Genomic DNA, 25,406 nt, shown 5'->3' on the forward strand with positions numbered 1-25,406 from the left:
TTCGCCGGGCCGGGGCGCGACAGTCGAGCGCCGGTCGAGGCCGCTCCGCCCCACTCGGCGCGGAGCGGGCCGGTCAGCACGACTCGAAGCGCTCCCGGAGGAAGCGGGCCGCCTGGAGGACGGCGGTGCGGGCGGCGTCGACGGTGCCGGTCATCGCGAAGAAGCCGTGGGCCATGCCGGGGTAGCGGGTGAGTTCCACCGGCACCCCGGCGGCGGCCAGCCGCGCGGCGTACGCCTCGCCCTGGTCGCGCAGCGGATCGTACTCGGCGGTGAGCACCAGGGCCGGGGGCAGCCCGGCCAGGTCGGCCGCCCGGAGCGGGGAGGCCAACGGGTGCTCGGCGTCCGCCGGGGCGGTCAGGTAGTGCCCGCCGTACCAGGCCACCGAGTGGCGGTTGAACAGCCAGGGGTCGGCGTTGTCGCGCATCGACGCGTCTTCGGCCAGTTGGTCGGTGTTGGGGTAGACCAGCACCTGCCCGGCCGGCGTGAGCTCGCCCTCGGCGCGGGCGATCAGGGTCACCGCGGCGGCGAGGTTGCCGCCGGCGCTGTCGCCCCCGACCGCGAGCCTGGCCGGGTCGGCGCCCAACTCCTCGGCGTGGTCGGCGACCCAGCGCAGCGCCGCGTGGCAGTCGTGCACCGCCGCCGGGAACGGGTGCTCGGGAGCGAGCCGGTAGCCGACGGTGACGACCAGGCAGCCGGCCTCCGCGGCGAGGTCCCGGCAGAGCCCGTCGGCGGTGTCGATGCTGCCGAGGGTCCACCCGCCGCCGAAGTAGTACAGCAGCGCGGGCAGTGGCCGCTCCGCGCTCGGCCGGTAGACCCGGACCGGAAGCTCGCCACCGGGCCCGGGCAGGTGCAGGTCGGTCACCTCGTGCAGGGCGCGGGGGCTGCCGGCCGCGGCCCGGATCGAGGCCAGGTCGGCTGCTCTGGCCTGCTCCACCGACAGGGTGTAGAGGGGGGCCGCGCCGCTGCGGGCGCGCTGCTCGCGCAGGGTCTGGAGCTGGGGGTGCAGGGGCATGGCGGTGCTGCTCCGATCAACGGATCGTCGGGCGTCGGGCATCAGAGGGCCGGGGCGGCCGGCCCGGGGCGGCCGGCCGGCCGGGTGATTCGGGTTCGGGTTCGGGGTTGGGGTTGGGTACGGCTACGGGTACGAGCACGGGACGGCGGGTGACGGCGTGCTACGACCCGGCCAGGTCCATCGGCCCACCGTGACCCGGAAGGCCCCGGTGCCGGACAGGGCGACGGCCGCGCGATAGCCGGGGGGCGCGGCGACGTCGGCGACCCGGTAGTCCCGCGACCAGCTGTCGGCGGGGTGATCGGTGCTCCCGGCGCCGCCGTCGAGCAGCGGTATCCGCAGGCCCTGGGTCAGACGGCCGCCGTGCGCCTTGACCAGGGCCTCCTTGCGGGCCCAGAGCCGGGCGAAGCGCTCGGCCCGGCTGTCGGGGCCGTCCGCCGTCCGCACGAAGCGGGCCTCCTCGGGCGGGAAGTAGCGCTCCGCCATCGCGGTGGCGTCCAGCCGTGGAAGCACCCGTTGGACGTCCACGCCGACCCGGCGCGAGGAGCAGAGCGCGACCATGGCGACGCTGCCCGAGTGGGAGAGGTTGACCTCGGCCCCGGTGAAGGGGCCGGCCAGCTCGGGCTTGCCGTGCGGGCCCCGCCGCCACCGGATCTCCTCCGGCGCGACCCCCAGCCGCCGGGCGACGAGGTGGCGGACCGCGCCGTGGGCGAGGACGAACCGGCGGCGGTCGTCGGCCGAGCGGCAGGCCTCGGCGCGCCGCCGCTCCTCCGGGTCCAGCACGGCGAGCAGGCCCGCCAGGGCCGCTCCGGGCCACTGGTCCGGCACCAGCCACAGCCGGACCGTGTCCGGGGCGCCGGTCACCCGGCAACCGTCGTCGCCGCCGGGGCCCCCCGGTCCGCGGGGGCCGCCGCCAGGCCCGGGTCCGACGGCTCCGCCCGCTCCCTGACCAGCCGGGCGAGGCGGCGCACGCCCTCCTCGATCTGCTCCGGCTCCAGCGCGCTGCAGGACAGCCGCAGGGCGCGCCGGCCGCCGTCGCCACCGTGGAAGAAGCTCATCGGGGTCCACAGCACCCCGTAGTCGCGGCCGGAGATCTCCAGAAGGCTCTCGTCGGCGGTCAGCGGCACGTCGACCACTGCGAAGAAGCCGCCGTCCGGCGCGTTCCAGCGCACCCTCGGCTCGTCGGCGAAGGAGTGCTCCAGGGCCGCCAGCAGGGTGCGCAGGTTGCGGCGGTAGAACCGGATCTTCCCGGTGACCGCGGTACGGAGGCTGCAGCCGGACTCGACCAGGAACCCGCCGACCAGGGCCTGCGCGATCGGCGAGGTGTTCACCGTGAGCAGGCTCTTCACGGTGGACAGCTCCTCCGCGAGCAGCGCGCGCCCGCCCTGACCGTCCATCACGACCTGGTCGGCGACCAGGAATCCGATCCGGGCACCGGGGAAGCAGGACTTGGCGAAGGAGCCGAGGTAGACCACCCGCTGATCCGTGTCCAGCGCCTTGAGCGTGGGCCGGGGCTCGTCGTCGAGCCCGAACAGCCCGTACGGGTCGTCCTCCAGGAGCAACAGGTCGGCCTCCGCCGCCACGTCGAGCAGGCGTCGCCGGGCCGCCACCGGCATCGAGACCCCGGACGGGTTGGCGAAGTTCGGCACCAGGTACAGGGCGCGCGGACGGCGGCCACCGGCCCGGACGGCGCGGGCGACGGCGAGCACCGTCTCCGGGTCGAGGCCGTCCGCCGTCTCCGGCACCGGTACCACCTCGATGCCGAGCAGCCGGGCCGCCCCGGTGAACCCGACGTAGCAGGGCTCGACGGCGAGCACCACGTCGCCCGGCCCCGCGCACAGCCCGCGCAGCGCGATGACCATGGCCTCCTGGGCGCCGGTGGTGACCATCACGGCCCGCTCCGGCACCTCGATCCCCTCGTCCAGGCGGAGCATCCGGGCGATCAGCGCGCCGAGGTGGCCGTTGGTCCGGCCGTACTGCAGCAGTTGGCGCTGCCGCTGCTCCGCGTCGAGGCCGAGCCCCTCCAGATGGGTGAGGTAGGACCGCAGGTAGCGGTCCAGGTCGTCGGTGGTGTGGAAGCCGTCGTGGGGGCGTCCGGCCGCCAGCGAGACGGCGTCGGGGAAGCGAGCCGAGACCTCGTTCAGGAAGTTCATCGACGCCGACGCGGGGTCGGAGACGGACGTGTGCAGGTCCTCGCGTGCCAGAAGTGTCGCCATCGTCAGACCGTCCCTCGTGTCCCTGTGCCGCGTGCGAACGCGACCGCGGACCGGTCGACGGCCGCCAGGGCCGGTCGTCCGGTGAGTGCCATGGTGTGGGCCAGCTCCGCGGTCGCCAGGCCCAGCACCCCGGCGACCCCGGTGGCGCCGTCCGCGGCCAGGCCCCAGAGGACCGGGCGGCCGAGCAGGACGGCCCGGGCGCCCAGCGCGAGCGCCGCGAAGGCGTCGGCGCCGCTGCGGACCCCGCCGTCGAAGAGCACCGGGCAGGGTGCGGTCCCGACCGCGTCCACCACCTCGGTCAGGGCCTCCAGGCTCGCCGCCGCGCCGTCGAGCTGGCGGCCGCCGTGGTTGGAGACCACGATCGCGTCAACCCCGTGTTCCACGGCCAGGGCGGCGTCCTCGGCGGTGAGGATGCCCTTCAGGACCAGCGGCAGCTCGCTGCGCCCGCGCAGCCAGGCCAGGTCGGCCCAGGTCACCGAGGGGTCGACGGCCTCCGCGGTGTGCACCGCCAGGGCGGAGCGACCGGCGTCGGAGCGGTGGGCGGACGCCATCAGCGCCGGGTCGAGGTTCACGGCACGGATGCCGGACGGGATCGCGAAGCCGTTGCGGGCGTCCCGGTGGCGCCGTCCCAGCTGCGGCGCGTCCACGGTCAGGACGATCGCGCGGTAGCCAGCCCCGGCGGCCCGGTCGACCAGCCCGGCCAGGACCTCGCGGCGGCGCAGCCAGTAGAGCTGGAGCCACAGTGGTCCGGTGGCCTCGGCGGCGATCTCCTCCAGCGTGCGGCTGGCGAAGACGCTGACCACGTAGAGCGCTCCGGCCGCCCCGGCGCCGCGGGCGGTGGCGACCTCGCCGTCGGGGTGCACCAGCCGGTGGTAGGCGGTGGGCGCGATGCCCACCGGGGTGGCCAGCCGGGCGCCGAGGAGTTCCGCCCCGGTGTCGCAGGCGGAGACGTCGACCAGGACCCGCGGCCGCAGCGTCACCCGGGCGAAGGCGCGCCGGTTGGCGGCGACGGTGCGCTCGGCTCCGGCACCGCCCTCGACGAAGTCCCAGACCTGGTGGTCGAGCCGGCGCCGGGCCGGAGCCTGGTAGTCCTCGATGCGGAGCGGGGCCGGCCCGGTGTCGGTCGGCACCGTGTCCGTCGGAGTGGTGCGCATCCGAGGGGTGTCCATCGGAACGGTGTCCATCAGCACTGTGTCCATCAGCACTGTGTCCACGGCATTGGTGTCCACGGAGATAGCTTCCGTGGCGATGGCGTCCATGGAACCTGTGTCCACGGACACGCTCGTCGTCGAGGCCGTGGACACGGGCGGGATGTTCACGGGCGCGGTCACCTGGGCACCCCGCCGTCGCCGTCCAGGTCGTCCAGGTCGTCCAGGCCGTGCAGGCCGTGCAGGTCGTCCAGGCTCACCGTGGCGAGCGAGAGCCGGCGTGCTCCGGCGTCGTAGTCGGCCAGCAGCAGTCGGTGCGGTCCGGCCGGCGGTTCGGCCAGTTCGCCGGCCAGCTCCCACCACACGCCGGTGCCGGGCTGCCCGGTGTCGGCGAGCCGCAGACCCTCCGGCCACCGGTGGGCGGCACCGACCGCCGCCGTCGCGCCGAGGATCGCGGTCACCGTCGCCGGGTCGTCGCGGAGCGGGTCGTCGCGGAGCAGGTCGTCACCGAGCGGGTCGTCGCGGAGCAGGCCGAGCCGGCCGAGTTCGGTGGCTAGCGCCGCCGCGGGGGAGCCGATGGAGGCGTCCGCGGAGGACACGGTGGAGCAGTCCGCGGGCAGGGTCCGCGTGGCGGCCCGCGAGATCCTGGCCACCCGCTCTCCCGGCAGCGGTTCGCCGAACAGCAGCGCCACGCCGCGGCTCCCGGTCGGCATGTTGACCGGGACCCCGGGGTCGTAGGGCAGCGAGTCCTGTTCGACCACCAGCAGCAGCGCTCGGCGGAGCCCGCCGGAGCGTGCGTAGGCGTCGACCAGCCGCAGCGCGGTGAACGCGCTCGCCGGGCCCTGGTCGCTGACCGCGAAGGCCATCGGAGTACCGGGGCAGACATGGCTCAGGTAGGTGGTCGTGGCGCGGCCCGGGGTGATGTCGGGCACCGAGTACGCGAGCACCAGCAGGTCGACCGACTCACCCGCGGGCACGGTCGCGCGGATCAGCGCCTCGGCCATCTCCCCGTAGACCTGGCCGCCACGGTGCACGGCGTCGGGGCCCAGGGCGCCGGGGTCGAGTTCGCGTCCGTACGGGCGCAGCAGGTCGGTCAGGTAGCGCCGCAGGCGCCCGGTGTGGACGGGGTCGGCGGCCAGCGCCGCCGGGTGCGGGAAGGCCAGCCGAACGGCGCCGCGGATCCCCCAGGAGGGCGAGGGCCCGTCAGCGGCTGCTCCGGCGTCCGCCGCGCCGGCCGGTACGAAGGTACGCATCGTCACGCTTCCGGGAGCAGGTTCCCGGCGACGTAGTCGGCGAGGGAGCCGACCGTGCCGAAGTCGTCCCGGCCGAGCTCCTCGACGCTGATCTCCACGTCCAGGTGTTCCTCCAGCTCCAGGATGAGTTCGAGGCCGCTGGTCGAACTCATCCCGAGGGCCTCCATCAGCGTGGTGTCGGCCGTGGCCCCGGTCACCTCGCGCTTGAGCACGTGCGGGAGCAGGGCGCAGATGCCGTCGACCAACTGCTCGCGCAGGGCCGGGTCGATGGCTGGGAGGGCGGTGTCCCGCTCCGTCATCGTGGATCCTTCGGTGGTGGGTGGGGTGGTGGATCAGTGCTGGAGGACCATGGCCGAGAAGGTGGCGCCGCGTCCGGCGCCCGCGGCGGCCATCACGTAGGGCTCGCCCGGCCGTAGCAGCCCCCGCTCCCGAGCGGTGCGGTGGTTGACGAGGTTGTCCGCGCAGAAGACGTGCCCGGCGGTCGCCACGTTGTCGAGCACGACCCGCTCCCGGGGGTAGCCGAGGGTGCGGCACACCTGGTGCCAGGCCACGTTGTTGACGTTGTGCGGCAGGATCACCCCGATCGCCTCCATGGTCAGGCCGGCCCGTTCGACGGCGGCGAGGACCGCCGCCGCCAGCGCGTCGGCGTAGATCCGCTGGAACTCCAGGGCCGCCTCCGGCGCGTCGCTGTCGAACTCGCCCCGGAGGTCGGCGGCGTAGGACAGCACCCGGTCGCGGTCCCCGGAGGGGGCGATCAGGCAGGCCGAGGCGCCCTCGCCGAAGAACGAGGTGTCCGGGACCATGCCGGCCTCGGGGGTGAACGCCTTCTCCCCGGCCAGGACGAGGGCGAGGCCGTCGGGGTCGGCGTCGGCGGCGAGCAGCCGGCCCGCCGCGTCGATGGCCAGCAGCCCCGACGCGCAGGCGTGGTGGCCGACCGCGAACACGGTCGCCCGGTCGAGGCCCAGCTCCCGGCAGAGCTCCCGGACGGGGTCGTGCGGGTAGGGCACCACGGTCGGGAAGGTGCGGGCGTGCAGCACGTAGCGCACCCGGTGCTCCAGGCCGCGCAGGGCGTCCAGGCCGGCGACCGCGCCGCGCAGCAGGTCGAGCAGGCTGCCGCCCGGGTCACGGCCGACCTCACCGAGCTTGTGGTAGCGGCGGAAGATCTTGACCTGCATCGAGGTCAGCCCGAAGTCCGCCGCCAGCTCCTCGATCGGCACCCGGTCGGGGGCAAGGTAGTCGGCCACCGCGAGCAGCGCGGTCACCGGAGCCGCTCCGCAGACGGCTCCGGAGACCGCTCCGGAGACCGCTCCGCAGGCCGCTCCGCAGACGGCTCCGGAACGACCTCCGGGGCTCCGGGGCCGGAGGTCACTCCGGTGCGGGTGCCCGGGTCGAGGGCCGCCTCGATCGCCATCGCCTCGATACAGAGGGCCATCGCCTCGGCGTCGCCGGAGGAGACGTAGTGGGTGTCCGTCTGGATCTCCACCACGATCGTGTCGGCGACGTCGTCGAAGGCGACGTAGAACGCGCTGACCGGGTCCTCCTTGCGGTGGATCCACTCGAACTCGCCCTCGGACTGCGCCTTCCGCAGTCGCCGGGCCGTCTCCTCGGCGTCGGCCGTGGCGCCCTCCTCCGACGGCCGGTGCGTGGTGCGGTCGTTGAGGAAGCACTGCACGTCGACCCTCTCGCCCCGTTCGGCGGAGACCCGGGTGACCAGCTCGTCCAGCTTCTCCGGGTGGAAGTAGGCGTGCTTGTAGGTGGTGAGGGTGCCGCGCCTGGTCCGGTCGACCGCCTCGTCGATGGTGAGGTCGCCGATCTCCAGCACCGAGATGCCGGCCTGCGCGACCATGCACACCACGTCGCTCAGGTCGGAGCGGAAGCGGTTGTTGACGACGGGCCGGACCACGATCGGCCCGGGGCCGTGGATCCGCCGCAGCGCGACGGCGTACAGGGTCAGCAGGACGGTCTGGGTGTCCGTGCCGTTCCGTTCGGCGATCACCGGCAGCGCCAGCGGCAGGGCGGCGGACCGGAACAGCCCCGTCCAGTGCCGGGGGGTGCGCGGGTCCGCCGACGGCGGGAACCGGCGGGCCGGTATCGTCCGCAGGATCCGCTCCCAGTGGCGCAGGGCCTTGTCGTTCTGTCGCTGCCCCGCCGGTGAGCGCTGCCAGGCGGCCTGCTCCAGCGGGTTCAGGCCGGTGACCGGTGCGGTCGACCGCTGCTGCACCTCACGGAGCATGATCGCCCCGCCGACGGCGTCGGTGACCAGATGGCTCATGATGCTGACCAGATGGGTGGGCCGGCCGTCGCGCCGCACCACGGCCATCCGCACCGGCCATTCGGTGGCGTAGTCGAAGTCGGTGGACCGGTAGTGCTGTTCGACCGCGCTCGCGACCTCGTCGGGATCGGCGTCCCCGGCGTCGTAGACCTCCAGCGTGGTGCTGCCGGTGGCGAAGAGCTCCTGGGTGGGCCAGCCCGCCTCGTCGAACCTGAGCAGGGTCCGCATGGAGGGGAACCGGCTCATCAGATAGCGCAGTTCCTCGGCCAGGTCGGCGACGCTTGCGCCGGCGGGCAGCGCCATCCGGCCGCCGATGGGCAGCGAGCTGAGCTGGTCCACCATCGCGTGCCAGATCTCCCACATCCCCCAGGACATCTCGTCGACGCCCGCGCCGTCCCCGGTGAAGTGCACGGTGACCCGCTCGGCCGGCTCGTGCACGGGTGTCTCCCTGTTCTCCTGGCCGCCCATGTCAGACCGCCGTCGTCTCGGCCAGGTGCCGCTGTCGCATCAGGAACTTCCGTACCTTGCCGGTCGGGCCGATGATCAGTTCGTCCTCGGAGATGGCCACCACCCGGCGCAGGGTCGCCGCAGCGGCCTCGGTCAGTGCCGCGCGGACCGCCGGGGTGCGGTCGGCGTCCGGGTCGGCGGTGGAGTGCAGGGCGAGCAGGACGTCGGTGACGACCGTGCCGTCGACCTCCACCGACACCACCGTGCAGTCGTGCACGTCGGGGCAGTTCGCGAGGATGCGCTCCTCGCTCATCGCCGTGTAGAGCCACTCGCCGCCGCCCAGGTCGACGGAGTCGACCGCCCGGTCCACATGGAAGTAGTAGCCCTCCTCGTCCCGGTACATCAGGTCTCCGGTGAGGTAGTAGCCGTTCAGACGGTTGCGGTAGGTGGCACCCGAGTCGTTCCAGTACCCGGGGGCCAGTGACGGCGCCTTCAGCCCGAAGTGGCCCACCTCGCCGACCGGGACCTCCCGGCCGGTGCCGACGTCCAGCAGAGCCACCTCGGCGAATCCGTGCGGCACCCCGACGCAGCGCCCGTAGCGCTCGGTGCCGGTGCTGTGGGTGATGTGGAACGCGGAGTGGCCCATCTCGGTGGAGCCCAGGCCGTCGACGAAGCTGGATCCGGGGACCCGCCGCACCCCGTCGCGGGTGACGGTCTCCCGGGAGCCGGCCGCGACCAGGTGGCGGATGTGCGGCTCGTGCGCGCAGTCGCCGGTGTTGAACCAGAGGGAGACCGACTCCACGTCCCGGCCGCGCAGATCCAGGCGGGCCAGCTGGGCCCAGGTGGCCGCGAACCCGAGGACCCCGGTGGGCCGCCAGCGCTCGATGGCGTCCACCACCGCCGCGCCGTCGTTCTGGGTGGACAGGAACAGCAGCTCACTGCGGTTGCACAGGGCCAGGTTGAGCGCCGAGATGCCGGCGGCGTGGGCGGCCGGCAGCGCGCTGAGGATCCGGGCCGTGCCCCTGGCCCGCGGTGCGGCCAGCCGGAACACCCGGGTGGCGGCGAACAGGCTGGCGTTGGAGTGCACCACCGCGGTGGGCATCCGGGTGGTGCCCGAGGAGTGCGTGATGGCGATCGGGTCGTCGGCGTGGTGCCGGTACGGCGCGGGCGCCTGCGCCGGGTCCCCGGTTCCGGTCGCGGCGGCGTCGCCGTGGACGCGCACCCCGAGGTCCTCGCCGGCCAGCCGCTCCCGGTGCTCCGGGTCGGTGAGCAGCCCGACGCCGCGCAGCCGCCGGATGTACTCGGCGGCGATGTCGCCCGGGATGTACTGGTTCATCAGCGCCGGGATCGCGCCCAGCCAGGTCAGCGCCAGGAAGTTCAGCAGGCAGTCCGCCGAGCCGGAGACGTAGACCGCGACCGGGTCGCGCGGGCCGATGCCCTGCGCGTGCCACCAGGCCGCCCTGGCCGCCACCCGCTCACGAAGCCGGCCGAGGGTCAGCGGCTGTCCGGCCGGGAGCCCGTCGACCGGGACGTCGAAGGCGGCGCCCGGGCCGTCCGGGTCGGCCCCGTGCTCGAACAGCTTGTGCAGCACGTTGCCCGCGCCCAGGCCGGGGTCGGCGGCCAGCCGCGCTCTGATGTTGGTGCCCGTCACTCTGCGCTCCTTGGGGGGTGTCCGTGCGGGTGTCCGTCCGGCTGCCGCTGCGGGTGATCCTGCGGTTGCGGCTGTCCGCTCATCCGGCCTTGACCGCCTTCTCGACGGCCGCTCTGAGCTGCGCCCTGGTGGGCTGGCAGGCCAGGTCGAGCCCCCGGGCGAAGGGCAGCACGGCGCCGTCCGGCCGGGTGACCCGGCGGGGCGGCGCGATCAGCCGCATCTCCTCGGCCGCGGTCGCGACGATCTCCGCGCCGATGCCGCAGCTCCGGTTGGAGTCGTCGACGACGACCAGCCGCCCGGTCCGCTCCAGGGAGGCGGCCAGCCCGGACCAGTCGAAGGGGAACAGCGACCGCGGGTCGAAGACCTCGACCGAGACCGAGCCGGCCAGCTCCTCGGCCACCGCCAGGGCGTCGTGGACCAGATGGCCCACCGCCACCACGGTGACGTCGGTGCCGCCGCGGTGGATCCGGCCGACCCCCAGCGGTACGGGCGCGAGCCCGGCGAAGTCCACGTCCTCGCGCACCCCGAGGGCTCCGGAGGGGGCGAAGACCACCACCGGGTCGTCGTCCCTGATCGCCGTCGCCAGCAGCCCGTAGGCGTCGGACGGGGTGGCCGGCACCACCGTCTTCACCCCGACGTGGGCGAACAGGCTGTACGGGTGGTCGGAGTGCTGGCCGGCCCAGCTCTCCCGGGAGCCGGAGCCCGGCAGCAGGTAGGTCACCGGCACCCGGGTCTGGCCGCCGGTCATCAGCGAGAACTTGTGGGCCTGGTTGGCGATCTGCTCGAAGACCAGGAACAGCAGCGCCGGGATCTGGAACTCGATCAGCGGCCGCAGCCCGGCCATGGCCGCGCCGGTGGCGAAGCTGGTGAACGCCTGCTCGGAGATGGGCGTGTCCAGCACCCGCTCCGGGCCGAACCGCTTCAGCAGCCCGGCGGTGGCGTGGGTGACGGCCACGCCGACGTCCTCGCCGAACACGCAGACGTCGGGGTCCCGGTCCATCTCGTCGCCGATGGCGCGGTTCAGCGCCTTGAGGTAGGAGAGGTTCGGCATCAGAGCGCACCCGCCCTGGCCCGCATTCCGGTGGCGTACAGGTGGTCCAGCGCGGTGGCCGGATCGGGGTGCGGGCTCTCGCAGGCGAAGCGCACCGCCCGGTCGAGCAGCTCCGCGAGTTCCGCGTCGATCGCGTCGCGGGTGGTGGCGGGGATGCGCGCGCCCTGGATCTCCAGCGGGTCCCGGGCCCGGCCGGCGGCCACCTCCGCGTCCGTGCGGTAGCGGGGGCGCGCGGTGTGCTCCCAGGTGTGGTGGGCGTCGAAACGGTAGGTGGTGCACTCCAGCAGGGTCGGCCCCCGGCCCGTCCTGGCGTGGGCGACCGCCTCGGCGGTGGCGTCGAGGACCGCCTCCGGGTCCGTCCCGTCCACGGTTCGGGCCGGGATGCCGAAGGCGGCGGCCCGGCCGAGGATGCTGCCGGCCACCGTGTCCGCGGTCCGCATCGAGGTCGCGAATCCGTTGTTCTCGCAGACCAGCACGACCGGCACCCGCCACAGCGCGGCCAGGTTGAAGGTCTCCAGCACCACACCCTGGCTGACCGCGCCGTCGCCGAAGTAACTGAGCGCGACCCGGTCCGAGCCCGCCCGCCGGAAGGCCCAGGCGGCGCCGGCCGCGATCGGCACGGCCGCGCCGACGATGGCGTTCGCCCCGAGTACGCCCACGCCGAAGTCGGCCGCGTGCATCGAGCCGCCCCGGCCCCGGTTCAGCCCGGTGGTCCGGCCCGCCAGCTCGGCCATCATCCGGGCCGGGTCGGCGCCCTTGGCCAGTACGTGGCCGTGGCCGCGGTGGGTGCTGGTGATCACGTCGTCGGGGCGCAGCGCCGCACAGGTGCCCGCGGCGATCGCCTCCTGGCCGGTGTACGGGTGGATTCCGCCGAGCACCACCTTGGCCCTGACCAGCTCGATCGCCCGCTGTTCGAAGCCGCGGATCAGGGCGACGCTCCGGTAGAGGGCGGCTGCCGGGCCGGTGGCCGGGCCCGTGGTCGCGTCAGTCACGGCCGACCGCTCCGTCGGCCCGCCAGAGCACCGGGCAGTACGCCGGGTCCGCGTAGTCGGGGCGGCCGTCCGGCAGTCGCCGGACCAGCACGTCGTGGTTGTACGCGGCGGTGGCGCCGTCGCTGAGCGCGAAACCGCGGTACTCGTTCGCGCCGTCCTGGAGGTGGAAGGAGATCGCGCGGCGCGGCCGGTCACTGCGGTTGGGGCCGCTGCCGTGGTACGTCCGGCAGTGGTGGAAGCTCATGTGGCCCTTGGGGATGACCAGCGGCACCTTGCGGATCCCGGCCCCGTTGTAGGCGGCGTTCTCGGCGAGCACCCGCTCCAGGTCGGCCTTGTCGCGGTCGGCGAAGTGCCTGGTCATCGAATCCTGGCGGCCGGTCTCCCGCCACAGGTGGCTGCCGTCCACCACGGTGAGCGTGCCCATCTCCTCGTCGCAGTCGTGGAACGGCACGAACGCCGTCAGCATCCGCTCGGACGTCGAGGTGGACCAGTAGTGCTTGTCGAAGTGCCAGGGCACGATGTTGCTGGGCTCACCGACGACCGCCGGCTTGAGGATCAGTGTCGACTGGAACACCCGGATCTCGTCCACTCCGGCCAGCAGCGCGGCCACCGCCCCGATCAGCGGCTTGCACAGCACCCGGGCGATCGGGTCGCTCTCGTAGTGGACGTAGTCGTTGTGGCGCTGGACCGGGCCGTGCGAGGGCTCCCAGGCCGCCAGCCGGGGCGGGCGCACCGGCAGGGCGCGGCTGCGCTCGCCGGCGTAGTAGCCCTCGCTCGCGGCGGCCAGCGCGTCCACCTCCTCGTCGGTGAACAGCTTCTTCGTCAGGTACCAGCCGTGCTCGGCGTAGAAGGCGACCTCGTCGGCGTCCGGCAGCAGCGCCAGCTCCTCGTCGGTGAGATCGAAGCGAAGGGTCCGGGTGGCGGTCATCGGTGGTCCGCCTCGGTGCTCCGGTGGATCTGGGCGGACTGGCGCACGGTGGCGAGCTCCCTTTCCTTGGCCTCGTAGAGGGCCGGTATGTTGCTGGTGCCGAAGGTGCGGGCCCCGTGACGCTCGATCAGCTCCCAGAAGAAGGTCCGCCGCACGTGCATCGAGGTGGCGAAGATCTGGTACATCCGGCCGAAGTGGTCCCGGTCCACCAGGATTCCGCGGCCGCGCAGCCGGTCCACCGGGAGCTCGGCGGCCAAGCCGCCGTCCAGCGCGTCGTAGTAGCCGTCCGGGGTGAACGCGAAGCCGACACCGCGCTGTGCCAGCGTGTCCACGGTGGTGACGATGTCGCTGCTGTTCAGGGCCAGGTGCTGCACGCCGGCGCCGTCGTGCCAGGCCAGGAAGTCGTCGATCTGACCGGGGGAGCGGCTGAGGTCGGGCTGGATCAGTGTGAGCGTGACGCCGCCGCCGGGGCTCTGCACCACCTGGGAGAACATGCCCTGCTTGCCGACCTCGATGTACTCCTCGAAGATCACCTCGAAGCCGAAGGCCTTCCGGTAGTACTGCGTGGTGGCGTCGAGCTGCCCGTCCGGCACGCAGACCGCGGCGTGGTCGATGCTCCGCAGCAGATCCGGTGACGCCGGTGGGGCCACGTCCAGCATCTCGATCGCGCCGGGCAGGAACTCCCGGTCCGAGCCGTGCCGTTCGACCAGCCGGTGCACCACGTCGCCGAAGCCGGAGACGGTGGCGGTGACCACGGAGGCGCCCTCGCAGGCGTAGGTCCTCGGCGCCTCGACGGCGGTCGCGCCGCCGGCCACCGTCGCGTCGTGGGCGGCGGCCGCGTCCCGGGTGCCGAAGGCGATCACGGCCACGCCGTCGCCGTGCCGGGCGACGTACGCCGCCGCCGGGTGCTCCGGCACCAGGGCCGAGGTCAGCAGCACCCGGCAGTCGCCCTGGCCCAGCAGCAGGCTGCGCTGCCCCGGCAGGCCGGTCTCGGGACCGCCCTCCCCGTAGAGCCGGAAGCCGTACCCGGAGCACAGGACGAACGCCGCCTGGCGCGCGTCACCCACGTAGAACTCGACATGATCGACGCCGAGGAAGTCCATTGCGGTAGCCGTTCCTTCTCTGTTCACCCGGTGTCGTCAGACGGCTCTGGCGAGCCGAGTGCTCGGCAGGCCGTAGACCAGGCTGATGTTGTGGCCGCCGAACCCGAACGAGTTCGACATGACGTGGCTGATCCCCGGAGCCGGACGCGGGCCCTTGCGGACGTGGTCGAGCTCGCAGGCGGGGTCGGGGTCGTCCAGGTTGTGGGTGGGCGGCAGCAGTGCGCGCCGCAGCGCGAGCACCGAGACCGCCGACTCGACCACCCCGGAGGCGCCGAGCATGTGGCCGGTGACCGCCTTGGTGGAGCTGACCGGCGGGGCGTGCTCGCCGAAGACCTTGCGGATCGCGACCACCTCGGCCCGGTCGCCCAGTCTGGTACTGGTGCCGTGGGCGTTGACGTAGCCGACGTCGCGCGGTTCGATCCCGGCGCTGCGCAGGGCCTGCCGCATGCAGGCGGCGGCGCCCGCGCCGTCGGGGTGCGGGGTGGTCGGGTGGTGGGCGTCGTTGGTCGCGCCCCAGCCGAGCACGTCGGCGTACCCGGCAGCGCCGCGTGCGTCCGCGTGCTCGGCGCGCTCCAGCACCAGCACGCCGGCGCCCTCGCCCATCACCAGGCCGTTCCGGCGGCGGTCGAAGGGCCGACTGGCGCCGGTCGGGTCCTCGCTCCAACCACGCGCCAGCGCACGGGCGTTGCCGAAGGTGTCGACCAGCGTGGGGAACAGCGGCGCCTCGCTGCAGCCGACCACCACCACGTCGGCCTCGTCCGCGCGCAGCAGCCGCAGCCCCTCCCCGACGGACTGCGCCCCGGCCGCGCAGGCCGTGCTGATGGACGAGCTGTAGCCGCGGATGCCGTGCCGGATCGCGACCCGGGCCGCGCTCATGTTGGGCAGCATGGCGGGCAGCAGGTAGGGGCTGACGCCCAGGCGGCCGCGCCGGGTGCGGACGACGACCTGGTCCTCCAGGGTGGCCAGCCCGCCGTTCCCGGAGAGGATCACCCCGATCCGGTACGGGTCGACGTCGCGGCCCACCTCGATGCCGGCGTCGGCCAGCGCGTCCGCCGCGGCCCGCATCGCCATCACGATGTAGCGGTCCACCAGCCGGGTCTCGGGCGCGGGCAGTACGGACGTGGGGTCGATCGGCGGGGCGAAGCCGGCCACCTCCAGGGATCCGGCCAGCGGCCCGTCCGGGTCCGGCCGGACCAGCCCGGACCGGCCCTCGCACATCGCCGCCATGACCTCGTCGGCGCTGGAGCCCACCGGGGTCACCAGGCCCATTCCGCTGACGACGACGTCCGCCCGTCCGGTCTTCCTGTGGCGCGCGTCGCTCACGGCTGCTCTCCCTCGTGGTGGTGCGGTTCTCTGTCGTGCTGGGCTTCTCGGTCGTACTGGGCTTCTCTGGCGTACTGCGGTTCTCTGTCGCACTGCGGTTCGGTGCCCGGGCGGTGCGGCAGCGGGCGGGCGGCGACGTACCCGTCGCACCCGTCGCACCCGTCGCACCCGTCGCCGCCGGGGCCGAGGAGGACGGCGGCGGCGCGGTCGTGGCCGTCGGCGGTGTGTGCCTGGTCGACGCGGATCAACAGGGCCTCGTCGGCGTCCCCGTCGGCGAGCAGCAGGGCCGTGACGGCCAGGCCGGCGGCGGTGTCACCGACGCACACCACCGGACCGGTCAGCCGCCATCGCGCGGCCAGGTGCCCGGCCACGGCGTTCGGGACGGCCTGGAAGAAGAGCAGCGGCCCGATCCGGGTGCCGTCGTCGACGGCCTCGGCGACGTGCACCGCGCCGGCGAGGTCGCCCAGCGGGCTGACCACCACCACGGCGGTGACCGGCGGTCGTTCGTCGGCCGGGGGGCCGGTGGTCGCGGCCGGGGCGGCTCGCCGCAGCAGGCACCGTCGGGCCGTCTCGGCGGCGAGCGGGCTGAACGAGGACACCACGAACCCGGCGATCACCGGTGGGGTCCGGTCCTCGGCTGACTCCGGCCATCCGGCCGAGGCCAGCACCCGCAGACCCGCCGTCGAGGCGGCCGCGGTCAGGGCCGGGGCGTGCGCCTGCTCGGGCTCGGGCCCGGAGACGTCCGGTGGGGCGGCGGTCAGGTTCACGGTGTGCCGACCAGGAGTGCGGTGTTCGCTCCGCCGAAGGCCGTGGTGAGGCTCAGCGCGTGGTCGGAGGGCGTGTCCAGGGCCCGGTCGAGCACCAGGTTCAGCGGGCAGGTCTCGTCCGGTCCCAGGAAGCCCGCGTTCACCGGCAGCCTTCCGGCCCGCAGGGCGGCGATGGTGACGACCAGTTCGAGCAGGGCGCCGGCCTCCAGGGCCTGGCCGTGCACCGACTTGGTGGAGCTGACCGGTACGGTCGCGGCGCTGTCGCCGAGCGCCCGGTGCAGGGCGGCGGCCTCGGCGGTGTCGCTCATCGCGGTGCCCGAGCCGTGGGCGTTCACGTAGCCGATCCGCTCCGGGCCGACCCGGCCCCGGTGCAGGGCGTCGGTGATCGCCCGGGCCAGCCCGGCGCCGTCCGGGCGCGGTTTGCAGACGTGGTACGCGTCGCCCGCGCGGCCCCAGCCGGCCAGCACCGCGAGCGGCCGGGCCCGCCGGGCCCGGGCCGCCGAGGCGGCCTCGACCACCACGGCGACCACGCCGTCGCCGAGCAGCAGCCCGGTACGGCCGGAGCTGAACGGACGTACCCGTCCGTCGCGGGCCAGTGCCCGGCCCGCCTCGAAGACGGCGAACTGGTCGGCCTCGACCAGATAGCCGGCCGCCACCACGATCCGGTCGGCGTGCCCGTGGGCCACCGCCGCGGCGGCGTCGGCGACGGCGGTGCTCGACGCCACGCAGGCGGAGGTGTAGGCGCGGGAGGGGCCGGACAGCCCGGTGCGCCGGGCGAGCGCGTCCGCGAAGACGTCCGCGCCGTGGGCCGGGCGCTCCGGCGCGGCGGCCCGGGCGAGCGCGGGATCGCCGTGCACCGCGAGGTGCAGCGGGAGCCCGGCGCGCCCGGCCGTGGAGAGCCCGGCCTCGTCGCAGGCTTCGCCGACCACCCGGTCCAACTCGTCGGTCAGGACCGGAGATCCGGGACACGTCGCGGCCGGAGCGAGCTGCCGGCCGGACAGGTCGAAGCGCCGCACCGGCGCGAACGCCGGTGCGCCGTCGAGTGCGGCGGACAGCAGCGGCTGGACGCCCCGGCCGAGCGCGCTGAGCACGGCGGCCCCGGTGACGACCACGGAACGGGGGCCGCGCCGGACCACTGACATACCGTCAGTCATCGTTGATCCGCCCCTCTTTCCTGTCGTGTCCGGATGTGCGTCGGCAGCGCCGTGTGCGGTGGTGGGTGGTTCACCGGCCGTGCCCCTCCGTGCCCGTCCCGCGCAGGTCGGGCGCGGTCCGTTCGGCACCGCCGGGCACGGGACTTCTCAGGCACGGCCGGGGTGGGGCTCGCCGAAGCCGGCGAGCACTTCGACCACATCGGACACCGTGGTCATGCGGGCCAGGGTGTCGTCGTCCAGGCGCCGGTCGCAGCGCCGCTCGATCTGATGGACCAGCCAGGCCAGTTCCATCGAGTCGATGCCCTCGGGCACCTCCTCCGGAGTGCGGTCGCCGAAGCCCGCGAGGATCGCGACGACCTCGTCCCGCCCGAGTGCGGCCGACACGCTCAGAGGCCCGCGGCCGGCGCGGACTGGATCCGGGCGGCCACGGCCGCACCGAACTCGCCGACCGTCATGGTGCCGAGCAACTCGGCCTCGTCGTCGTCGAACCTGACGCCGAACCGCTCCTCGACCCGGACACCCAACTCGGCGAGCGAGAGCGACTCCAGGTCGGCGCCGGCCGGACCGAGCAACGTGTCGTCGTCGATGCCGCCGATGTCGTAGTTCATCTCGCTCAACGAGGTGAGCACGAACGCACGGATCTCCTCGGTGGACATCGCCTCAGTGGACATCGCTGGTACTTCCTTTTCGGTTGGACTGTTCCTGGACGGTGGGTGTCTGGAGGGACCGGCCGGCGCCGCTCAGGGCGGCCCGGTCGCGGACCAGCTTCCCGGTCGCGGTGCGCGGCAGTCGGTCGACGACGTGGATCAGGCGGGGCCGTTTGTAGGCCGCCAGCCGTTCGGTGAGCTGTGCCTCCACCCGCGCCGCGGTGCCCTCCGGGCGCAGCACGACGTAGGCCTCGATCGAGGTGCCGAAGACGACGACCGCGGCGGCCACCTCCGGCAGGGTGGTGAGGGCCTCCTCGACCTCGGTGAGGTCGACCTTCAGGCCGCCGACGGAGATCTGGGAGTCGAGCCGGCCCAGCACCCGGACCCGCCCGGTGCCGGGATCCACCGTGCCGCCGTCCTTGGTGTGCAGCCAGCCGTCGGCCCAGCGGATCGGGCCCGCGGCGGCGGGCGCCCCGTGGTCGAGGTAGGGCGACTGCTCCCTGGCGATCAGCAGTTCGCCGCCGACCTCGCGCAGGGCGATGCCGGGCGCCGGGGTCAACTCCGGCCGGTGCGCGCCGAACAGGTCGGTGGCGATGACGCCCACCTCGGTCATCCCGTACATGCTGCCGAGGCGGACACCGTAGCGGTTCACGAAGGCGTCGTGCACCTGGGCGCGGACCAGCTCTCCGCCGGTGGTCATGCCGGTGAGCTGGGGCAGCCGGGGTGGTTCGGCCACCCAGCTGAGCAGTTCGATGTGGAACGGCACGCCGAGCAGGGTGGTCGGCTCGGAGCCGGCCGCGACCGTGGCGAGGATGCCCTCCGCCGTCGGCCGCCGCGGGATCGCGAGTCGTACCCCCGCGTGCAGGCTGTGCAGCAGGCCGCCGACGAGGCCCAGCACGTGCACCATCGAGGCCAGCGAGACGATCCGCTCACCGGCCCCGGGCACCCCCTCGATCCTTGCGTACCGGTCGAGTTCGGCGACCAGGTCGGCCGCGGTACGTCCGATGATCTTCGAAGGGCCGGTGGAACCGGAGCTGAGCTGCACGACCGCGTGCGGGCTCCGCGCCGGACGGCCCGGGTGCGCGGTGACGACGTCCTGTTGCTCGTAGAAACCGCGGGCCGGGCCGCTGCCGACCGGTTGCGCGGCCGCCACCACCACCTGCGGCTCCAGCCGGGCGAGTGCCCGGGCGGTTTCGAGGGGGGTGAGCCGGTGGTCGAGCAGCGCGGCCTGGGCCCCGATCCGCCAGGCCGCCAGCAGGTTGGCGACCAGGGCGAGCGAGGGGGCCAGGCACAGGGCGAGCGAGCCGCCCCGGCGCAGCCCGGCCGCGGACAGCACGGTCTGCCGGCCCAGGACCAGACGGCGTAGTTCGTCCCTGCTGACCGGTTCGTCGAAGAAGAGGCAGGGCTCGGAACCGGCGCCGGCAAGGAGGACCTCGTCGACCCAGGAGGGATCGAGGGGGAGAGCGCCTAAGTCTCCCGGCGGAGTTGTGGCAGCAGCCTTCATGGAGAACCAGAACCTCTTTCAGGTACATGACCAAAGGAGCTGACAGAATTCCCACGCCGAACTTTCAACTCTGAATTGCGTGATGTCAAGTCCTGTAACTTCGGCGTGATTTCACGGCATGCTGGCTTCAAGTTGTGATGGCAGAGCGGGGTTTGTTTGGTGCATTGACGAGGGAGCGCTCCCCCGCTAGTGTGGCCGCCGGTTAGCCAACTGCCGTGATCCGGCCGGGTTTTGCCGCTAGCTAACTACCTTTCAGTAACATGAGCCACCCAGTCGGGTGGTTCAATCTTTTTTGGCGGGGCCGCGAGGTGGCCAGCCTTTTCGCGTACTGACGGGCGGCGGGTTCCGCGGGCGTGACCGCCATTGGATCAGACCAATCCCGGCGGTGTGGATTTCCTTCCCGCCGCCGCTGTCCAGTCGCCTTGTTGTACGCATTCATGCCAACTTCTCGAGGATCGGCACCAGTGGAACCAGCGATCGGCTCCGGCCTGAACACGGCCGTGGAGCGCTATTACGACATCACCCTCGACCTGTACGAGGACCTTTGGGGTGAGCATGTCCACCACGGTTTCTGGGATCCGGGCGAGGCCCCCGGCCTGAACGGGGCGGACCGGCACGCCGCCACCGATCGGCTGGTGCGCGAACTGGTCGACTACGCCGGCGTTCCCGCCGGATCGCGGGTGCTCGATGTGGGCTGCGGCATCGGCGGACCGGCGCTGCACCTCGCCGGGGCGCTGGGCTGCACCGTCGAGGGAGTGACCCTCAGCGCCCTGCAGGCCGCCCGCGCCAACGAGAAGGCCCAGGCCGCGGGCGTCGCCGACCGGGCCCGCTTCCACCAGCTCGACGCGCTCAGCACCGGGTACCCGGACGAGTCCTTCGGCGTGGTCTGGGCGGTGGAGAGCCTGATGCACATCGCCGACCGGGAGGCCTTCTTTGCCGAGTCGATCCGGATGCTCGCGCCGGGCGGCACGCTCGCGGTCGCCACCTGGTCGGTCCGCGACGGTGAGCTGGACGACGACGAGCGCGAACTCGTCCGGCAGATCCTGGTGCACCAGGTGATGCCCGACTTCTCGTCCCTGGAGGAGCACGAGCGGCTGGCCCGCGCGGCCGGCTTCGCCGACGTCGCCACGGTGGACTGGAGCAGTGCCGTCGCCAACTCCTGGGATCCGGGCTTCGCGCAGATCCAGCAGTTCGAGCGGGGCCGTACGGTGATGCGCGACCTCGCCCGCGAGCGCGGCGTGGACGTGCTCGGCTTCTTCCACGCCGGGCCGCTGATGAAGAAGGGCTTCGACACCGGCGTCATCACCTATGGCGCACTGCGGGCCACCAAGCCGCGGCAGGACCCGGGGCAGGCGCCGCCGTCCGGCCCGACGCCATGAGCACGAGCACGGCCGAAGAGGGGCTGGTCCGCCGGATCGCCGAGCTCCTGCGGGAGGTCGTCGGTGAGGACCGCGCCTGGCTGGACGCAGTCGGTCCGGACACCCGCGTGGACGGCGAACTACTTGTGGAGAGCCACGAACTGGCGTCCTGGAACCTGGCGCTGCGTCACCACTACGGCGACCAGGTCGACCTGGTCGCCCATGTGGCCGGGCTCGACATCGACCAGATCATCGAGCTGACGGTCGGGGACGTGGCCGCCCACGTGACCGCCCGGCGCGAGGACGGCGAGGACGGCGCGACCGCCGCGGCCGCCGGTCCCGCCGGTGCCACCAGTCCCACCAGGTCCGCCGGCCCCACCGGAAGCGGTGTCTGATGGGACGCTACCTCTTCGTCTCGCTGCCGCTGACCGGCCACGTGAACCCGCTGGCCGCCGTCTCCCGGGAGCTTCTCGCGCGCGGGCACGAGGTGCTGTGGGCGGGCTCCGAGTCGTTCCTCCGGCCGCTGCTCGGCCCCGACGCCGCGATCGCCCCGATCCCGCTGCGGGCCCACCGCGGCCAGGCCGACCGGGGCATGGCCGCCGCCAAGTCGCGCTGGGACGGCTACATCGTCCCGCACGCGAAGAGCACCCTGGCCGGCATCGAACGGGCGGTGGCCGCCTTCCGCCCCGACGTCCTGGCCGTGGACCAGCACGCGGTCGCCGGCGCGCTCGCCGCGCACCGGGCCGGGCTGCCCTGGGCCTCGATGGCGCCGACCACCATGGAACTCACCCGCCCCTACCGCGCCCTGCCCAGGGTGGAGGAGTGGATCCACCGGCGGATGGCGACGATGTGGACCGCCGCCGGTCTGCCCGGCGAGCCGCCGCACGACCTGCGCTTCTCACCGCACCTGCTGGTCGGCTTCACCGGCGAGGCCCTGACCGGCCCGCTGGACGGGCCGGACAACGCCGTCCTGGTCGGACCCGCACTGGCCCCCAGGGCCCCGGACACCGCGTTCCCCTGGGAGTGGCTCGACCCCGCCCGGCGCCACGTCCTGGTCACCGTCGGCACGCTGTCGCTGGACCTCGCCCAGGAGTTCCACGCCCGGGTCGTCGAGGCGCTGCGCCCGCTCGGCGACCGCGTCCAGGCGATCGTGGCGGCGCCGGACGGCACCGTCGTCGATCCGCCCGACCACGTCCTGGTCCGCCCCCGGGTCCCGGTTCTGGAACTGATGCCCCGGCTGGACGCGGTGGTCAGCCACGGCGGGCTGAACACCGTCTGCGAGGCGCTCGCCCACGGGGTACCGCTGCTGGTCGCCCCGATCAAGGGGGACCAGCCCATCAACGCGGCCCAGGTGGCGGCGGCCGGCGCCGGCCGCCGGGTCAGGTTCGCCAGCGTGCGGCCCGGGCCGCTGCGCGAGGACCTCCTGGCCGTGCTCGACGACCCGTCCTACCGCGCCGCGGCGCGGCGGGTGGGGGAGTCCTTCGCCGCCGCCGGGGGCGCCGCGACCGCGGCCGACCACCTGGAGACCCTGCTCGGCGGGCCCACCGAGAACACCCGGACCACCCGGACCGGCCGTACCACCGAAAGAATGGGAAGCGCACAGACGTGAAGATGCTCCGCGACACCTGGCTGGTGTTCCAGCGGCACATGCTGCTGATGGTGAGGTCCCCGCTCTCGATCGTCCTGGGCGTCTCCCAGCCGGTCGTCTACCTGGCCCTGTTCGCGCCGCTGCTCAAGCCCGCGCTCGCCTCCATGGGCGCGGGCTCGATGGCCGACGCCTACCGGATCTACGTGCCCGGCATGCTGGTCGCCCTGGCACTCGGCGGAGGGCTCTACGTCGGCTTCGGCCTGCTCGCCGAGCTCGGTTCGGGCGTCATCGAGCGGGCCAGGGTCACCCCGGTCAGCAGGGTGGCGCTGCTGCTCGGCCGGGCCCTGCGCGACGTCGTCACGCTGGTGATCCAGGCGGCCATCATCATCGTGCTGTCGATGCCCCTCGGCCTCTTCGTCCGGATCCCGGACCTGCTGCTCGCCTACGTGCTGCTGGCGCTCATCACCCTGAGCAGCGCCTCCATCTCCTACGGCATCGCGCTCAAGGTGAGCAGCCCCGACGTGCTCGGCCAGCTTGTCAACAACCTGGCGCAGCCGCTGATGCTGCTGTCGGGCACGCTGCTGCCGCTCGCCCTGGCCCCGCTCTGGCTGCGCCAGGCGTCCGACTGGAACCCCTTCAGCTGGGCGGTCGTCGGCATGCGCGCGCTGTTCGCCGGCCACACCGGCGACGCCTCGGTCTGGCAGAGCATCGCCCTGATGGCGGCCGTGGCGCTGCTGGCGCTCACCTGGTCGGCCCGCCTCTTCGCCCGCTCCGTCCGTTGACGACCGCCCGCGTCGTCACCCGCCTCCCCGCTCTGATCCCCGCTCTGATCCCCGCACCGAACCCCGTACTGATCCCCGCACGTGACAAGGACACCCGATGATCGAGACCAGCGGACTGCGGAAGTCCTTCCAGACCGGGCGCCGCAGCAGGACCGCCACCGTGGACGCGGTGGCGGGCCTGGACCTCACGGTGGCGGAGGGTGAGATCTTCGGGTTCCTCGGCCCCAACGGCGCGGGCAAGACGACCACGCTGCGCATGCTCGCCACCCTGCTCCGGCCCGACGGCGGCGACGCCGTCATCGCCGGCGCCGACCTGCGCACCCAGCAGGCCGCGGTCCGCCGGAGCATCGGTTACATCGCCCAGGGCGGTGGCACCTGGGACGACGTGACGGCCCGTGAGGAACTGGTGATGCAGGCCCGGATGCACGGCATCGGCAAGGCCGAGGCGCAGACCCGGGCGGTCGCCGCCCTCGACGCCTTCGACCTCACCGAGTACGCCGACCGCAACTGCCGCACCTACTCCGGCGGCCAGCGCCGCCGGGTGGACATCGCCCTCGGCGTGATCCACCGGCCCAAGGTGCTCTTCCTCGACGAGCCCACCTCGGGCCTCGACCCGCAGAGCCGCTCGCACATGTGGGACGAGATCCGCAGGCTGCGCAGCGACGGCATGACCGTCTTCCTGACCACGCACTACCTGGACGAGGCCGACGCGCTCTGCGACCGGATCGCCATCATCGACGGCGGCGGCATCGTCGCCGAGGGCACCCCGGCCGCGCTCAAGCGCTCGATCGCCGGCGAGGTGGTCACCGTCGGCGTGGCCGACGCCGAGGTCGCGCAGAAGGCGTCCGGTGTCCTGGCCGAGCAGGACTGCGTGCGCTCCGCCGAGGTGCGTGAGGACGGCGCTCTGCGCCTGTCGGTGGACGTCGGCGAGACGGCGATGCCGCAGATCATGCGGACCCTGGCCGACGCCGGGATCGAGCTGGCCACCATCGAGCTGCACCGGCCGACGCTGGACGACGTGTTCCTCACCAAGACCGGCCGCTCGCTGCGGGAGTCCTGACCATGATGCGCGGTGCGACGAAGGAGGAGAACCAGATGGACCGGAGCGGTTCCGACGACGGGGGCGGCCCGGGCGGCGGTGGTTCGGACGACAGTGGTTCGGGTCTCAGCGGTTCGGACGGCAGCGGTTCGGACGGCAGTGGCTCGGGCGGGGGCGGTTCGGACGAGGGCCGGAGAGTGCGCCGCGCGGTGGTCACCGGCGGCGCGGGCTTCGTCGGCTCGCACCTGTGCGACCGCCTGCGGGCCGAGGGCACCTCGGTCGTCTGCGTCGACAACCTGCTGACCGGCTCGGCCGACAACCTGGCCGCTCGGGCGGACGACCCGGAATTCGTCCTGGACCGCAGTGACGTCTCCGAGGTGTTCGACATCGAGGGGCCGGTCGACCTGGTGCTCCACCTCGCGTCGCCGGCCTCGCCGCACGACTACGCGCGACACCCGATCGAGACGCTCAGGGCCGGTGCCCACGGCACCCTGAACGCACTCGAACTGGCGCGCAGGAAGGGCGCCCGCTTCCTGCTGACCTCCACCTCGGAGGTCTACGGCGACCCGTTGGTCCATCCCCAGATCGAGTCCTACTGGGGCAACGTCAACCCGATCGGCCCGCGCAGCCAGTACGACGAGGCCAAGCGCTACGCGGAGGCGCTGACCACGGCCTACCGCACCGCCCTCGGGGTGGACACGGTGATCGTGCGGCTCTTCAACACCTACGGTCCCCGGATGCGGCCCACCGACGGGCGCGCGGTGCCGACCTTCATCACCCAGGCACTGGCCGGGCAACCGATCACGGTCTCCGGCGACGGCGCGCAGACCAGGTCGATCTGCTACGTCGAGGACACCGTCAGCGGCATCCTGGCCGCGGCCGCCAGCGGGCACCAGGGGCCGATCAACATCGGCAACCCGGTCGAGCTCAGCGTCCTGGAACTGGCGCACCACATCCGCGACCTGTGCGGCTCGGCCTCCCCGGTCGAGTTCGTCGAGCGGCCCGGTGACGACCCGACGCTTCGCCGCCCGGACATCACGCTGGCCCGGTCGGTGCTCGGATGGCAGCCGATGGTGGACTTCGACAAGGGCCTGGCGATGACGATCGACTGGTTCTCGCGCCTCGCACCCGCCGGGAGCTGACCGCCTCGACCGGGCGGGAGGGGCCGGCGGGA

25 protein-coding genes are annotated in these 25,406 nt (G+C 73.6%); 6 read left to right on the plus strand and 19 right to left on the minus strand.

Going from position 1 to position 25,406, the window contains the following annotated elements; translation table 11 throughout:
* Positions 1 to 73: 73 nt before the first annotated feature.
* The 19 genes from OG823_RS31690 to OG823_RS31780 all read right to left on the minus strand — a co-directional run bounded on the left by OG823_RS31690 (position 74) and on the right by OG823_RS31780 (position 19,465).
* Positions 74 to 1,012, minus strand: a complete 939-nt coding sequence (locus OG823_RS31690; protein ID WP_371483638.1) for an alpha/beta hydrolase — start codon at positions 1,010 to 1,012, stop codon at positions 74 to 76.
* A gap of 123 nt (positions 1,013 to 1,135) precedes the next feature.
* On the minus strand, positions 1,136 to 1,873 hold the full coding sequence (locus tag OG823_RS31695) for a 4'-phosphopantetheinyl transferase superfamily protein (protein ID WP_371483639.1): 738 nt from the start codon (positions 1,871 to 1,873) through the stop codon (positions 1,136 to 1,138).
* Complete coding sequence (locus tag OG823_RS31700) at positions 1,870 to 3,225, minus strand: PLP-dependent aminotransferase family protein (protein ID WP_371483640.1); 1,356 nt, start codon at positions 3,223 to 3,225, stop codon at positions 1,870 to 1,872. Before OG823_RS31700 ends, OG823_RS31695 begins: the two co-directional genes overlap by 4 nt.
* A gap of 2 nt (positions 3,226 to 3,227) precedes the next feature.
* Positions 3,228 to 4,484: an alpha-hydroxy acid oxidase gene (locus OG823_RS31705; RefSeq protein WP_371483641.1), complete on the minus strand. Its 1,257-nt coding sequence runs from the start codon at positions 4,482 to 4,484 to the stop codon at positions 3,228 to 3,230.
* Between the two features lie 68 nt (positions 4,485 to 4,552).
* Entirely contained in the window at positions 4,553 to 5,626 is a 1,074-nt protein-coding gene (locus OG823_RS31710) for a hypothetical protein (protein WP_371483643.1), read from the minus strand.
* A gap of 2 nt (positions 5,627 to 5,628) precedes the next feature.
* Entirely contained in the window at positions 5,629 to 5,925 is a 297-nt protein-coding gene (locus tag OG823_RS31715) for a phosphopantetheine-binding protein (RefSeq protein WP_371483644.1), read from the minus strand.
* 33 nt (positions 5,926 to 5,958) lie between these two features.
* Positions 5,959 to 6,888, minus strand: a complete 930-nt coding sequence (locus OG823_RS31720) for a 3-oxoacyl-[acyl-carrier-protein] synthase III C-terminal domain-containing protein (protein ID WP_371483646.1) — start codon at positions 6,886 to 6,888, stop codon at positions 5,959 to 5,961.
* Positions 6,885 to 8,336, minus strand: coding sequence for a condensation domain-containing protein (locus OG823_RS31725; protein ID WP_371483648.1), 1,452 nt, complete (start codon positions 8,334 to 8,336; stop codon positions 6,885 to 6,887). The genes OG823_RS31720 and OG823_RS31725 overlap by 4 nt, the downstream gene beginning before the upstream one ends.
* Before the next feature lie 31 nt (positions 8,337 to 8,367).
* Complete coding sequence (locus OG823_RS31730) at positions 8,368 to 9,996, minus strand: class I adenylate-forming enzyme family protein (RefSeq protein WP_371483649.1); 1,629 nt, start codon at positions 9,994 to 9,996, stop codon at positions 8,368 to 8,370.
* A gap of 79 nt (positions 9,997 to 10,075) precedes the next feature.
* Positions 10,076 to 11,047, minus strand: a complete 972-nt coding sequence (locus OG823_RS31735) for an alpha-ketoacid dehydrogenase subunit beta (RefSeq protein WP_371483651.1) — start codon at positions 11,045 to 11,047, stop codon at positions 10,076 to 10,078.
* On the minus strand, positions 11,047 to 12,039 hold the full coding sequence (locus tag OG823_RS31740) for a thiamine pyrophosphate-dependent dehydrogenase E1 component subunit alpha (protein ID WP_371483652.1): 993 nt from the start codon (positions 12,037 to 12,039) through the stop codon (positions 11,047 to 11,049). The genes OG823_RS31735 and OG823_RS31740 overlap by 1 nt, the downstream gene beginning before the upstream one ends.
* Entirely contained in the window at positions 12,032 to 12,967 is a 936-nt protein-coding gene (locus tag OG823_RS31745; protein WP_371483653.1) for a phytanoyl-CoA dioxygenase family protein, read from the minus strand. Before OG823_RS31745 ends, OG823_RS31740 begins: the two co-directional genes overlap by 8 nt.
* Entirely contained in the window at positions 12,964 to 14,070 is a 1,107-nt protein-coding gene (gene hppD / locus OG823_RS31750; RefSeq protein WP_371483655.1) for a 4-hydroxyphenylpyruvate dioxygenase, read from the minus strand. The genes OG823_RS31745 and hppD overlap by 4 nt, the downstream gene beginning before the upstream one ends.
* 36 nt (positions 14,071 to 14,106) lie before the next feature.
* Positions 14,107 to 15,393, minus strand: a complete 1,287-nt coding sequence (locus OG823_RS31755; RefSeq protein ID WP_371483656.1) for a beta-ketoacyl synthase — start codon at positions 15,391 to 15,393, stop codon at positions 14,107 to 14,109.
* Positions 15,390 to 16,160 (minus strand): hypothetical protein, encoded by a 771-nt coding sequence (locus OG823_RS31760; RefSeq protein WP_371483657.1) that lies wholly within the window; start codon positions 16,158 to 16,160, stop codon positions 15,390 to 15,392. Before OG823_RS31760 ends, OG823_RS31755 begins: the two co-directional genes overlap by 4 nt.
* Positions 16,157 to 17,302 (minus strand): beta-ketoacyl synthase N-terminal-like domain-containing protein, encoded by a 1,146-nt coding sequence (locus tag OG823_RS31765; RefSeq protein WP_371483658.1) that lies wholly within the window; start codon positions 17,300 to 17,302, stop codon positions 16,157 to 16,159. Before OG823_RS31765 ends, OG823_RS31760 begins: the two co-directional genes overlap by 4 nt.
* 159 nt (positions 17,303 to 17,461) lie before the next feature.
* Positions 17,462 to 17,698, minus strand: a complete 237-nt coding sequence (locus OG823_RS31770) for a phosphopantetheine-binding protein (protein ID WP_371483659.1) — start codon at positions 17,696 to 17,698, stop codon at positions 17,462 to 17,464.
* Positions 17,699 to 17,700: 2 nt separating this feature from the next.
* The gene (locus tag OG823_RS31775; protein WP_371483660.1) at positions 17,701 to 17,985 is read right to left on the minus strand and encodes an acyl carrier protein; all 285 of its coding nucleotides are present in this window, start codon (positions 17,983 to 17,985) and stop codon (positions 17,701 to 17,703) included.
* Positions 17,975 to 19,465: a class I adenylate-forming enzyme family protein gene (locus OG823_RS31780; protein ID WP_371483661.1), complete on the minus strand. Its 1,491-nt coding sequence runs from the start codon at positions 19,463 to 19,465 to the stop codon at positions 17,975 to 17,977. Before OG823_RS31780 ends, OG823_RS31775 begins: the two co-directional genes overlap by 11 nt.
* Before the next feature lie 464 nt (positions 19,466 to 19,929).
* Here OG823_RS31780 and OG823_RS31785 point away from each other — a divergent pair, with 464 nt between their 5' ends.
* From OG823_RS31785 to OG823_RS31810, 6 genes are all read left to right on the plus strand, one after another.
* Positions 19,930 to 20,844 (plus strand): methyltransferase domain-containing protein, encoded by a 915-nt coding sequence (locus OG823_RS31785; protein WP_371483662.1) that lies wholly within the window; start codon positions 19,930 to 19,932, stop codon positions 20,842 to 20,844.
* Positions 20,841 to 21,218, plus strand: a complete 378-nt coding sequence (locus tag OG823_RS31790) for a hypothetical protein (protein WP_371483664.1) — start codon at positions 20,841 to 20,843, stop codon at positions 21,216 to 21,218. Before OG823_RS31785 ends, OG823_RS31790 begins: the two co-directional genes overlap by 4 nt.
* Positions 21,218 to 22,432 (plus strand): glycosyltransferase, encoded by a 1,215-nt coding sequence (locus OG823_RS31795; protein WP_371483666.1) that lies wholly within the window; start codon positions 21,218 to 21,220, stop codon positions 22,430 to 22,432. Before OG823_RS31790 ends, OG823_RS31795 begins: the two co-directional genes overlap by 1 nt.
* A gap of 2 nt (positions 22,433 to 22,434) precedes the next feature.
* Positions 22,435 to 23,193, plus strand: coding sequence for an ABC transporter permease (locus OG823_RS31800; protein WP_371483668.1), 759 nt, complete (start codon positions 22,435 to 22,437; stop codon positions 23,191 to 23,193).
* A 97-nt stretch (positions 23,194 to 23,290) separates the two neighbouring features.
* Entirely contained in the window at positions 23,291 to 24,253 is a 963-nt protein-coding gene (locus OG823_RS31805) for an ATP-binding cassette domain-containing protein (protein ID WP_371483669.1), read from the plus strand.
* 35 nt (positions 24,254 to 24,288) lie between these two features.
* Positions 24,289 to 25,374: an NAD-dependent epimerase/dehydratase family protein gene (locus OG823_RS31810; RefSeq protein WP_371483670.1), complete on the plus strand. Its 1,086-nt coding sequence runs from the start codon at positions 24,289 to 24,291 to the stop codon at positions 25,372 to 25,374.
* The last annotated feature ends 32 nt before the right edge of the window (positions 25,375 to 25,406 follow it).

The sequence above is a fragment of the Kitasatospora sp. NBC_00315 genome (genome assembly GCF_041435095.1).
Lineage (GTDB): Bacteria > Actinomycetota > Actinomycetes > Streptomycetales > Streptomycetaceae > Kitasatospora.